This is a genomic window from Microcystis sp. LE19-84.1B, from assembly GCF_027531875.1.
GTDB lineage: Bacteria > Cyanobacteriota > Cyanobacteriia > Cyanobacteriales > Microcystaceae > Microcystis > Microcystis panniformis.
In genome coordinates, this window is the sequence record NZ_JAPZSR010000106.1 from 1 (window position 1) to 11,613 (window position 11,613).

At 42.4% G+C, this 11,613-nt stretch carries 14 protein-coding genes and 1 pseudogene; 8 read left to right on the top strand and 7 right to left on the bottom strand.

The genetic code is table 11. The features are described 5' to 3' along the window. Window positions 1-116 (bottom strand): annotated as a pseudogene (locus tag O9324_RS06240) (flagellar assembly protein H); the annotation flags it as partial. Window positions 117-531: 415 nt separating this feature from the next. Between O9324_RS06240 and O9324_RS06245 the strand changes: the two are divergent. Further along, window positions 532-1,422 carry an alpha/beta fold hydrolase gene (locus O9324_RS06245; RefSeq protein ID WP_288139746.1) on the top strand — a complete coding sequence of 297 codons (891 nt, stop codon included), beginning with the start codon at window positions 532-534 and terminating at the stop codon, window positions 1,420-1,422. 6 nt (window positions 1,423-1,428) lie between these two features. Here O9324_RS06245 and O9324_RS06250 read toward each other — a convergent pair whose 3' ends face one another. Then, window positions 1,429-2,262 carry a hypothetical protein gene (locus tag O9324_RS06250; protein WP_288139747.1) on the bottom strand — a complete coding sequence of 278 codons (834 nt, stop codon included), beginning with the start codon at window positions 2,260-2,262 and terminating at the stop codon, window positions 1,429-1,431. A gap of 256 nt (window positions 2,263-2,518) precedes the next feature. Here O9324_RS06250 and O9324_RS06255 point away from each other — a divergent pair, with 256 nt between their 5' ends. Next, window positions 2,519-2,755, top strand: a complete 237-nt coding sequence (locus O9324_RS06255; protein ID WP_002767193.1) for a ferredoxin-thioredoxin reductase variable chain — start codon at window positions 2,519-2,521, stop codon at window positions 2,753-2,755. Between the two features lie 16 nt (window positions 2,756-2,771). Here O9324_RS06255 and tyrS read toward each other — a convergent pair whose 3' ends face one another. Next, window positions 2,772-3,989 carry a tyrosine--tRNA ligase gene (gene tyrS / locus O9324_RS06260; RefSeq protein WP_193960962.1) on the bottom strand — a complete coding sequence of 406 codons (1,218 nt, stop codon included), beginning with the start codon at window positions 3,987-3,989 and terminating at the stop codon, window positions 2,772-2,774. 197 nt (window positions 3,990-4,186) lie between these two features. Here tyrS and O9324_RS06265 point away from each other — a divergent pair, with 197 nt between their 5' ends. Together O9324_RS06265 and O9324_RS06270 are read left to right on the top strand one after the other, a co-directional pair. Continuing rightward, complete coding sequence (locus O9324_RS06265; protein ID WP_288139748.1) at window positions 4,187-5,872, top strand: glycosyltransferase; 1,686 nt, start codon at window positions 4,187-4,189, stop codon at window positions 5,870-5,872. Between the two features lie 95 nt (window positions 5,873-5,967). Continuing rightward, window positions 5,968-6,192 (top strand): ferredoxin family protein, encoded by a 225-nt coding sequence (locus tag O9324_RS06270; RefSeq protein ID WP_016516721.1) that lies wholly within the window; start codon window positions 5,968-5,970, stop codon window positions 6,190-6,192. Window positions 6,193-6,271: 79 nt separating this feature from the next. Here the strand turns inward: O9324_RS06270 and O9324_RS06275 are convergent, their stop codons facing one another. Beyond that, a complete protein-coding gene (locus O9324_RS06275; protein WP_288139749.1) occupies window positions 6,272-6,397 on the bottom strand; it encodes a hypothetical protein in 126 nt (41 codons plus the stop codon). 25 nt (window positions 6,398-6,422) lie between these two features. Between O9324_RS06275 and O9324_RS06280 the strand changes: the two genes are divergently transcribed. Further along, on the top strand, window positions 6,423-7,160 hold the full coding sequence (locus tag O9324_RS06280; protein ID WP_288139750.1) for an ABC transporter ATP-binding protein: 738 nt from the start codon (window positions 6,423-6,425) through the stop codon (window positions 7,158-7,160). Window positions 7,161-7,498: 338 nt separating this feature from the next. Here the strand turns inward: O9324_RS06280 and O9324_RS06285 are convergent, their stop codons facing one another. Together O9324_RS06285 and O9324_RS06290 are read right to left on the bottom strand one after the other, a co-directional pair. Beyond that, the gene (locus O9324_RS06285) at window positions 7,499-8,872 is read right to left on the bottom strand and encodes a gluconeogenesis factor YvcK family protein (RefSeq protein ID WP_288139751.1); all 1,374 of its coding nucleotides are present in this window, start codon (window positions 8,870-8,872) and stop codon (window positions 7,499-7,501) included. 73 nt (window positions 8,873-8,945) lie between these two features. Next, window positions 8,946-9,431, bottom strand: a complete 486-nt coding sequence (locus O9324_RS06290) for a Tic20 family protein (RefSeq protein ID WP_288139752.1) — start codon at window positions 9,429-9,431, stop codon at window positions 8,946-8,948. A gap of 140 nt (window positions 9,432-9,571) precedes the next feature. On the opposite strand from O9324_RS06290, the gene O9324_RS06295 reads away from it, so the two are divergent. Next, window positions 9,572-9,754, top strand: a complete 183-nt coding sequence (locus O9324_RS06295) for an NlpC/P60 family protein (RefSeq protein WP_288139755.1) — start codon at window positions 9,572-9,574, stop codon at window positions 9,752-9,754. 18 nt (window positions 9,755-9,772) lie between these two features. Beyond that, window positions 9,773-10,066: a hypothetical protein gene (locus O9324_RS06300; RefSeq protein ID WP_002767180.1), complete on the top strand. Its 294-nt coding sequence runs from the start codon at window positions 9,773-9,775 to the stop codon at window positions 10,064-10,066. A 336-nt stretch (window positions 10,067-10,402) separates the two neighbouring features. On the opposite strand, the gene tnpA is transcribed toward O9324_RS06300, so the two are convergent. Beyond that, entirely contained in the window at window positions 10,403-10,804 is a 402-nt protein-coding gene (tnpA, locus tag O9324_RS06305; protein ID WP_288139753.1) for an IS200/IS605 family transposase, read from the bottom strand. A gap of 50 nt (window positions 10,805-10,854) precedes the next feature. On the opposite strand from tnpA, the gene O9324_RS06310 reads away from it, so the two are divergent. Beyond that, on the top strand, window positions 10,855-11,613 hold a 759-nt coding region (locus O9324_RS06310; protein ID WP_288139754.1), incomplete at its 3' end, for an RNA-guided endonuclease InsQ/TnpB family protein.

The window sequence follows — 11,613 nt, forward strand, 5'->3', positions numbered from 1 at the left end:
ATCGAGTTTCTATCTAAATAATCCATCAATTGAGGAAAAAATAACTCGATAAATTCGACAAAAAAGGTGGAGATTAACTCCTTAAATAAGCGGTCATGGTCAATATTATTAGTCATGTAATGTCATCTTAACTAATCTGAGCGATGAATGACTACTCGTCCCTATTGTATTCTGAAAAGTCGGTTTTGGCAACGGATTGTTATGATCTCACCCCCTTAACCTACAGCGATTGCGAAATTCGCCCAAAATCCATCAGATTGAGCTAAATCGAACAAAACATCGTAAAAGGCAGGAAAAATCGGCCAAAGGATAGAAGTCATGACATTGACCTAGAAAGATTACTGCGGCTATTTTGTGGCAACAATCCCCAATTTTTCAAGACCCTGTAACATAAATTAACATTTATTACAAGAAAACGGGTTTCTCAAAGAAACCCGTTTTCTAAAAATGCTTCAAAATATTCGCTTAATGCTTCTTTCCTGACAGTATATATTAAGAAAAGCAACAAATGCTTTACAGATAAACAAAAGTATGCAACAAATTCTAGGATTAGAGACACAAGCAAAAATTTGGCATTGGCGGGGATTCAAAATCACCTATCAAAGTGCGGGGGAGACGGGACCTGCGATCGTGCTTGTGCATGGATTTGGGGCATCTTGGGGACATTGGCGGAAAAATATCCCCGTTTTAGGCGAAAAATGTCGCTGTTTTGCCCTAGATTTAATTGGTTTTGGCGGTTCCGACAAACCCGAACCGCAAAACGAGATCGATTACACTTTCGAGACTTGGGGGGCGCAAATTGCCGATTTTTGTCGGGAAGTGGTGGGGGGTGCTGCTTTTTTGGCGGGTAATTCCATCGGTTGTGTGGCCATTATGCAGGCTGCCGTCGATTATCCCGATTTTGTCCTTGGGGTAGCGGCAATTAATTGTTCCCTCAGACTACTGCACGAAAGAAAACGGGGGGAATTACCCTGGTATCGTCGTTTAGGCGCAGATTTTGCCCAAATAATTCTCAAAAATAAAGCAATTGGGGCTTTTTTCTTCCAACAAATCGCTAAACCCCAGACAGTGCGTAAAATTCTCCTGCAAGCTTATCGGCGCTCGGAAGCGGTAACGGAGGAATTAGTAGAAATAATCCTAAAACCCGCCCGAGATCCAGGAGCGATCGAGGTTTTCCTCGCTTTTACCGCTTATTCCGGCGGCCCACTGCCAGAAGACCTGCTGCCGATTCTCCCCTGTCCAGCGATTCTGCTTTGGGGTAGCGAAGATCCCTGGGAACCCTTGTCCTTAGGCCAAGAATTAGCAAGATTCCCGACAGTAAAACAGTTTATCCCCTTAGCTGGTTTAGGCCACTGTCCCCAGGATGAGGCCCCAGAAATAGTTAATCCGATTTTATTAGAGTTCCTGCAAGCTTATAGCTAAGTTCCTCTAGTAACCAGAAGACCTGGTATTAATGGGTTGTTGGATGGAGAAACCTCGGTTAATACTTTGAGGGGGAACTTGATTGGGGGTGCCATTATTGTTGGGTGGCATTCCCTGATTGGGATAACCAGTGACGTTAGTTTGACTGCCGTAGACGGGGGGTTGATATACAGGGGGTTGATAATAGTTGGATTGGTTGCTAGAGCCAGGGACCGGGTTAGGGTTGGCATTGTTCTGGGGGGGTAGGGGTTGAACATTTTGTTGTTCAGGGGAATAATTTCCCTGGGGGTTAACTTGATTCGGGCTGCCCCCGGGGTTGAGATTAGGAGAATTATTCAAGTTAGCAGTCCGCGAGCGATTTTCGATTTCCCTTTGTAAAGGATAATTGCTAGTGTCGCCACTAATCGGTCGCACTTGAATCGGTTGCAGACTTTTTTTACTAGCATTCGGTGCCTGATTTTGCTTAGTCTGCGGCATTAACGGCGCAAATAAGGAGGGTTTCTGGTTGTTATCGGGATTAGTATTTAAAGGATTAAAAGGCTGCGTCGAGGCCGGTTTGTTCTGGCGGGCGGTATTATTATGGGCAGGAATGGCTGGCAATGGTACAGTACTGGGGAGAGGAGTATCGGTAATCTGGTTAGCCCGGATTTCCCGCTCCTCCAAGGACATTCCTGGGGTATCTAATACCGAACCCAACCATTCAGGGTTCTGTTGATATACCCACAAACCAATTAGAGCCAAGGAGAATATTCCTAACGGCAGCCAAAATAAAGGTTGGGCAAAGGGTTTTAATCCTGCCAGGAAATAGCGCATGGAAGAAGAATCTTTATAGTCACTCATACCGCTTAACCCTCTATAGGTTTTCCCCCATGCTATCAAATCAGTGAGCAGTTATCAGTTTTTTAGCCGTCAGCCTTGCACAACAGGTGACGCTTAGGTTGCTCCCAGTATTGCTGCTTACGAACAAAAGTATCGTCAAAGCTCAGGCTCTAGGTTTCAATCTTAAGAGTTTTCAGTTCCCCTTTCCCTGGTATAGCGTACAATGATAAGATTGTCTTCAAAGATACAATAGGCGTTTGTCTTCGCTAGAGAGTTTATGAAAGTTGGCGATCGAGTTCGTGTAATTGAGTCCGTGGTAGTTTATCACCATCCTGAACACAAATCGGATCCTTTTGACGTGAAAGGACTAGAGGGAGAGGTGAAAGCGTTTGTCACCGAATGGCGTGGTAGGCCGGTTAGCGCCAACCTACCCGTCCTCGTCGAGTTCAGTAAAAAGTTTAAAGCCCATTTTCGAGATTTTGAAGTAGAAATCCTGGAAAAAGCCGCCGAATAGGGACTTTTTCGCCTATTTAAGCGACAAAGCGAATAAATTTATTTTTGCCCACCTGTAGGACTTTTCCCGTTAAAGCTTCGGCTGTCTCAAAACTTTTGTCCACATCGGTGATTTTCTCGCTATCGATCCTCACCGCACCCCCCTGAATCTGTCTTCTCCCTTCGCCGCTACTTTTACATAAGCTGGTGGCCGAGAGAAGATAGAATAATTTCAGGGGAAAAGTGACCGCTGCTAGGGAAAATTCGGGTACAGAAGCAGCTGCTGCCGTATTTCCCTGTAGAACTATCTCCTGCGCCGTTTTTTGTGCCTTTAATGCCTCCTCTTCTCCGTGAAACTGGGCAACTACCTCGATCGCCAGTTGTTTTTGTGCCTCCCGCGGATTGCTCGCAATAGCATCTAAGGGCAAATTTGTCAATAGTTCGTAATAATCTTTTAACAAAGCGTCGGGGGTTTTTTCCAGTTTCGAGTACATGGACAGGGCCGATTCCCGCAATCCCACATAATTATTCAGGGATTTGGACATTTTTTGACTGCCATCGGTTCCGATTAAAATCGGTAAAAGTAGCCCGAATTGCGGTTTTTTGCCGAAATACTTCTGTAAATCGCGACCGACGGCAATATTAAATTTTTGATCGGTTCCTCCCAATTCGACATCGGCCTCGACAGCGACGGAATCATAACCCTGCATTAAGGGATAGAGAAATTCATGGAGAAAAATCGGGTTTTCCTGGTCGTAGCGTTCGGAAAAGCCTTCTTTTGCCAACATTTGCCCGACGGTCATGGTGGAGAGGAGTTCGAGAATTTGCGAGAGGTCTAATTTCCCCAACCATTCCGAGTTATAGCGAATTTCTAGGCGATTAGGGGTGTTAAAATCTAAAATTGGGCGCAATTGTGCCAGATAATTCTCGGCATTAGCTCTCACTTCTTCGCTCGTCAATTGTTTTCTAACTTCCGATTTTCCGGTCGGATCGCCGATTCTAGCGGTAAAATCACCAATAATCACCACTGCTACATGACCAGCATCCTGGAAAGCACGCAGTTTCCGAAAAGGGATACTATGACCTAGGTGAATATCGCTGCCGGTGGGGTCAATACCTAGTTTAATTCTTAAAGGGCGATCGGTAGTTTGCAGTAGTTGGGTTAAATTTTCCCTAGGCTCTTGGGAGTCGGGTTGATGGGGGAATAAATCACTGGTTCCACGGGTTAACCAGTCTAGGGAGGAAGATACGGTCATTGTTGCTCATTTTCCACAGCCTTCCCATTATAGTTTTTTATTATGCCAACTAACAAGCAAAAGGTAAATAAACTGGTATCTTCAGTAAAAGTCGATAACACCTTGACAATTCTCCCGATCGAATATAGAGTCTTAAAATCTTCTTTTTCAAAATTATCAAAAAATTTTTCTGTCTTGAATTGCGATCAGATAAGCCGATGAAGCCTAGTTTTAATAACTCTATCCCCGTGCAGAGGATCAAAGTTTCCGTAATTGTTTCTACCTATAAATCAGCGGAGTTTATCCAGGGTTGTCTAGAGGATTTAGTTACTCAAACTCTTTATGAAAAGGGAGAAGTAGAAATTATTATTATCGATAGTGCTTCTCCAGAGAATGAAGGGGAGATTATCCAAGAGTTTCAAGAAAATTATCCTAATATTATTTACCAGAGAACTAGAGAACGAGAAACCCTCTACTGCGCTTGGAATCGTGCTATTAAACTAGCTAGGGGTTTCTATATCACCAATGGGAATACTGATGATCGTCGCTGTTTTAATGCTCTGGAAATTATGGCTAATTATCTAGATAACAATAGAGAGATTAGTTTAGTTTATGCCGATCAATTAATTACTACAATCAAAAATGATACTTTTGCCACTACCCCAGCTTTAAAACATTGGAATTGGCCAAATTACTCCTATCAACAGATGCGTCAAGGTTGTTGTGTGGGTTCTCAACCAATGTGGCGAAAAATGCTGCACGATAAATATGGTTATTTTCAGGAAAATTTTCGCTGTGCTGGTGATTACGAATTTTGGTTAAGAATCGGCAGTCAAGGGGAAAAAATGGCTTTGATTCCTGAGATTTTAGGCTTATATTATTTAAATCTCCAAGGCTTAGAACATGGCAGTAATGGTCAAGCATTAGAGGAACATTATCAAGTATGTAAAATCCATGAAATTCCTCACCCAGACATTAAGGAGTTAGAAGTTAAAACCAATCCAGTTAAGATGGAAGATTTAGGCATAATTTTACAGGAAGAGGAGCGAGAAAAATTACAAACAATTCAAGCTATCTCCCAGAAGAAACCCCCAATTATTGTTATTGATGGCGTAATTTTTCAAATCGATCAAGGAAAATTAGCCGGGGTTTGGTCTTCAATTCTAGAGTATTGGAGTCAATTAGAATTGAGTCAATATATTGTTATTTTAGATAGAAATAATACCGCACCAAGATGGGAAGAATTTAAATATTGGCCCGCAGAATCCTACGATTATAATTGTACGGGAAAGGATGCCAGAAAAGTCCAAGCTATTTGCGATCGCCTACAGGCTAATTTATTTATTTCCACTTTTTATACCAGTCCCCTAAGCACTCCTTCTCTACTTTTTCTTGCTTCTGAGTTCCCAGAAGAAAACGGCAATTTACCAGTGAATTTAGAAAAACACTATGCAATTTTATCCGCTTCTAGAATCATCGCTTTTTCCTCTGATATTGCCCAAGATTTAAGAAGGTTATACCCAAAAATTTCCAGGGAACAAATTGATATTATCGAGTTTTTTGAAGTTAATCAAAAAATAGCGGAAGAAATCACTGATTTTCTCTGGTATGCGCTCAGTGAAACTAAGGAATCAAGTCAGAATCAAGTCTGGTTAGAGTTAAGAAAATTACAGGAAGCACAACAGACAATGTATCTGAAACAACAGCAAGATTATCATACTATGCAAGGGATGGGAATATCCCTAAAAGAATTAGATAATAATCATAACTATCTCCAGAAAAATAATCAGGAATTACGGGAAGAAATTAACTATTTGTCCTCCCGTAAGGGAATAGTAAAAACCCTATCGAAAACTTCTATTTTACTTCTTGCTAAGATCAAGAAAAAACTCCCAATGTTTTAGGGAATTAAGGGAAAGTTTCCTAACAATGCTCCGATCCTGGCGCGGCAGCGACTAAAAGTGGTAAAGTAATGTTAAGAATTAGAGGAGAAAACACTGTGCCACATTCGATCGTCACTGGAATTTGTGAAGGGGTTGCTGATTGCGTTTCCGCTTGTCCTGTTGCTTGTATCCATCCGGGACCAGGTAAAAATGTTAAAGGAACCGATTGGTATTGGATTGATTTTGCCACTTGTATTGACTGTGGTATCTGTTTACAAGTATGTCCCGTCGAAGGTGCAATTCTGCCGGAAGAACGTCCCGATTTACAAAAAACTCCCTAATTTATCAGTTATCAGTTATCAGTTATCAGTTATCAGTTATCAGATGTAAGTTTTAAGTTATCAGATGTAAGTTTTCAGTTTACTGATTACTGAAAATGCTTCCCACTCCCCCACTTCCCCACTTCCCCACTTCCCCACTTCCCCACTTCCCCACTCCCCCACTTCCCCACTTCCCCACTTCCCCACTTCCCCATTCATAATTCATATTACTCTCTCCTTTTTACCTCGCCATGGATTATCTTTTAGAAGTTGAACAAGTTTATGCTGGTTATGTGCAGGATTTATACATATTGCAAGGGGTTAACTTTCGCATTGCACCGGGGGAATTAGTCACAGTTATCGGTCCCAATGGTGCGGGAAAATCCACCCTCGCTAAGACGATTTTTGGTTTATTAAAACCCAGTGCTGGAACCATCACTTTTAAGGGAAAAAATATCACTGGTTGGAAATCTAATCAAATCGTTCCCCTCGGTATGGGTTATGTTCCCCAAATTGCTAATGTTTTTCCATCCCTGAGCATTGAAGAAAATCTGGAAATGGGGGCTTTTACGAGCAAAGGAAATATAAAATCTTTAAAAGAGCGCATTTATGTCATGTTTCCTCGTTTGCTTGAGCGCCGTCGTCAGAAAGCTGGCACTTTATCTGGAGGAGAAAGACAGATGTTAGCCATGGGAAGAGCGCTGATGTTGCAACCAGATTTATTAATTCTCGATGAACCTTCGGCAGCTTTATCTCCTATCTTAGTAACCAGCGTTTTTGAACAGATAAAAGCGATTAATCAGACGGGAACTGCCATTATTTTAGTGGAACAGAATGCCAAAAAAGCCCTAATGATGTCTGATCGAGGTTATGTTTTAGAAAGTGGTCAAGATCGTTTTCAGGGATCGGGTCAAGATTTACTCAATAACCCGAAAGTAGGGGAATTGTACCTCGGTGCAGCCTACCATGGCGCACATGGAAGGGATTGATATTAAAAGGTATAGGAGAGGGGAGTGGGTACGGTTAATTCATAGTAGGGTTAATTCATAGTAGGGTTAATTCATAGTAGGGTTAATTCATAGTAGGGTTAATTCATGAATCAACCCGACCCAAACCCCGGAGCGCATTAGCTTTTCGGTGGGATGCTTACACGCGATTGTTCATATTTTTGTACTAATTTAATAGTCACTGATAATTGCTGATTGTCGGTATTTCTGCAAATGTGGGATGCACCCGGGGGGAGATTTTTTCAGTGAACAGTAAACAGTAAACAGTGAACTGAAAACTCAAATCTGACGACCGACGACCGACTACCGAAAACGAAGTTTCACTTTTTAGCATACCAGCGCCATAAAACTCGGGCTAAACGTTGGGGATCGTGACGAACTTTGGCAGTAACTTCATCTTCTACCATTACATTCGCTAAAACAATGCGATAACCCATTTTTCCCACCTCCTCGCGATCTAAAAAGACGGGATGACTATGCTCTTGGGCGTATAATTGTAGGGATTGGGGCGATGGTGCAGTTCTTTGGGCCAAAACCGCATCAAAGACGCGTTCTTCACAGACTCCTTCGATCGCGCGCAAATGATCTGCCACCGAATAATTATCCGTTTCCCCCGGCTGGGTCATAATATTACAAACATAGACGCGGGGAACCGTCACCTCTGCTAGGGCCTGACGAATTGCGGGAACCAACAAATTAGGGATAATACTGGTATAAAGACTACCCGGCCCGATAATAATATAATCTGCTTCCTTGATTGCCGCTAAAGCAGCCGGTAAAGCGACCGGATCGGCAGGATGACAGCCAATCTGACGAATTTGCCCCATAGCTTCGGTTATCTTTGATTCTCCCTCAATAATGCGCCCATCGGCTAACTTGGCCCAGAGACTAACATCGGTAAGGGTAGCAGGTAGCACTTTGCCGCGAATGGCCAAAACTTTGGCACTAGCATCGATCGCCTGTTCCAGATCGCCGGTAATCTCGGTCATAGCGCTGATAAATAAATTACCAAAACTGTGGCCCGATAAACCATCCCCGGCATGAAAGCGATATTGAAACAATTCCGTTAATAACTTTTCCTCATCGGCTAAAGCGGCGATACAATTGCGAATATCCCCCGGGGGTAAAATGCCCATTTCCCGGCGTAATCGGCCTGAAGAACCGCCATCATCAGCTACGGTGACAATAGCGGTGATATTGGAACTATACTGTTTTAAACCGCGTAAAAGCGTCGATAAACCGGTACCGCCACCGATCGCCACAATTTTCGGGCCGCGATGAAGACGACGATGGGTGCGTAGGCGATCGACTAATTCCTCTGATGCGTCCGGTTGTAGTGCTTCTGTAATCGTTTCGACGGTGCGACTCTGACCCCAGAATAACAAAAAGACACCCAGCAAAACCGCCAGCGGCCCAGAAACAGAATTAGGAACCAAACGGGCGATCGTTTCTAATGCTTGGGAAACAAACTCTAAAAAGCGATTAACCGGGGTTAATTTTACCCAAATAGCCAAACCGAAGGAGGTGAGAAAAACCCCGGTTAAACTAATTAAAAGCCAGCGTTTGACAAAAAGACCGGGAGAAAGCCATTTAAACCAACGATTAACCCGTTTAGGCGTTTTTCTGCCCACAGAAGCGGCTATTTTTCCCTTCTGAGCGTTGAGTTCCCGTAGCGTCTGTTTAAATGGACTCATAGATGTGGCCTGGCAGCGAACGCATTGATTCTGGAGAGACTGTAGCCGAAAAAGGGGACAAACTCAAGCTGAATTAACCCCCCACTTGGGAATAGGCTGCATCGGAAATTGTGGGAATATCGGCGTATTTGCCGATAACCGACTGTATAATGCTGTAAACACAGGCGGCAAATGCTCCCAAAAAGACGACGTTAAAAAGAGTTTCTACCACCAAATTCGCCCCTAAACCCCTAGCGACGAAACCTAAGGCCAATCCCAATAAATACACCAAAATATCGATTAAAATCGCCTGCATGGTGTTAAACCGGATAAAATGACTAATGCGGGGATTGCGTACCACGGCCAAAAAGAGGACGAAAAAGATAATTAAACTGCCAAAGCTTCCCAGAGAACTATAGAGAAAAGCTAAGGGAGTTAAAACTATTGCTAAGGCCGCTCCTAAAAAAGGGATTTGCCGAAAGATAAAGATACCGAAGGCAAAAGCGGAATATAAGGGTAAAAGATATACTAAAGCTGCAAAAATGCGATCTTTTGTATCGGTTGAGCCGCGCCAAGTCATAATCTATTGTCTCCTGAGACTACTGCTAACTCTCTTCAAGATAACCCGGCAGCCCACCAGACTTCCCATAACCGAAGAAATCGATCGAGGCCGAACACTGTTGGGCCTCGATCGAGTTATTAGATAGAGTTGAAGGCGATCTGTGCAAAGGAGATGTTTTGGTTTTTCGTAAATCAGGAATAAATGGTCATGTGGGCATCTATTTGGGTAATGGGGAGTATATTCATGCCGACTCAATCAATGGCGTGATTAGAACTTATATTCACGAATACCCACCTGTACTAACCTATCGAGTATCTGATTCAGGAGTGGTAAAATCCTAGAAAATTACTTTAAAGTTAATGAGAAAAATTATTCTAAGCTTATTGTTTCTAGGGATGATGCCTACTGTGGCACTGTCTCTTGATGCTCAAACCACAGAAATCCTTGAGAAAAGAACTTGTCAGTATCTTAAATCTGGACTGACACTAGGGGAAACTGCAAGAGCGATCAGGTATGCCGTTGAACAAAACGGAAATCCGAGGTCACAGTATGAGGAAATCAATATTTTGCGTGATTATTCAAATAATGAGGCAACAAGGAAAATCCTTGAAAACGCTAAAAAACGATGTCCTCAACTTTTCTCTCGTGAATAAGCAAAAATACCAGTGTTTCCTTGTTTTCGCTTGTTATCCTATAGGGTAACAAGCGAAACTCTTGCTATGTATAGCTTTCAGAGTTTGTAATCCTTGTTAGCAGTCTATAGAGGAAAAAAAGAGTAGGGGTAGAAAAGGTTAATCAGTCTCAACAGTAAGACAAGAAAAAACGAGAATCAGGAAATCGGGTAACAAGATAACAAAGTGGGTAAACATTATATATATCAATGCTTTTCCTTGTTATCTACTTTGTTATCTCAGGTCAACAAGATAACAAAAACTCTTATAGACTCATAAGGGGTTTTTATCGAAAATTTGGGTTAAAACCCCGTCGTTTTACGACGGCTTTTCCTGATTTTTGATGTAGCACTTAAGAACTTCCAGTGGCGCACCTCCTACAGAAGATACAAAATAACTGGGCGACCAAAGAGCGTCTTTCCCGTATGGCTTGGGATATCCAGCTTGTCCATACCTACGACTAGAGACTCCCTTTAAAGAGTTGACTATTACAGAAATAGAAAGTTTCGGCGGGTATTCAATCAATGCGTGTACATGATCGGACTCCCCGTTAAATTCCAATATCTGAAAATTCATCTTTTCCGCAACTTCCCTAAAAGATTTTTCAACCAAAGTCAGACTTTTACCAGTAAAAACCTTGCTTCTGTATTTTGTCACACAGACCAAGTGTATCTTTAGATCGGAAACAGAGTTTCTTTCTCTTCGCAACTGACTTGACATTATTAACAGACCTAGTTAGAATAGAGTACAGACACACACATCTTAACCCAATGAAAGCGAGGTATCAATACCGTATTTACCCAACAGACCAACAAAAGAGGCTTTTGTCTCAGTTGTTCGGGTGTGTGCGCGTTGTCTGGAACGATACCTTGGCTCACTGTCAAGAACTCTATCGACAAGGGGAGAAAAAGCCAAAATATACTGAGTTATCTAAAAGACTAACTCAAGTCAAAAAAACAGAAGAAAAACAGTGGTTAACCGAGGTTTCTTCTATTCCTTTGCAGCAGTCTTTGAGAGACTTAGAGACTGCTTACTCTAACTTCTTTGCATCTTGCAAGGGAGAGAGAAAAGGAAGAAAAGTCAAACCTCCTAAATTTAAGAAGCGTAAATCTAAGCAATCAGCAAGATTTACTGACAATGGTTTTACCGTTAACCAGCACTGCGTTACTTTAGCCAAAATCGGCGATCTAAGAATAGTTTGGAGTCGTCCATTACCTTCTAAGCCTTCTAGTGTCACCGTGATTAAAGATGCGGCGGATCGCTATTTTCTCAGCTTTGTTGTCGAGATTCAGCCCAAAATACTTCCTAATAACGGGGAGTCCGTGGGAATTGATCTAGGGATTGCTACCTTTGCTACCCTCTCAACAGGAGAAAAGATAGACGCACCAAAACCGTTAAAGAAACGATTAAAACGACTAAGAAAAGCACAGAAAAACCTTTCTAGAAAACAGAAAGGAAGTAAACGACGGGAAAAAGCCAGAAAACGAGTAGCTAAAATCCACGCAAAGATTAAGGACACTCGTACTGAT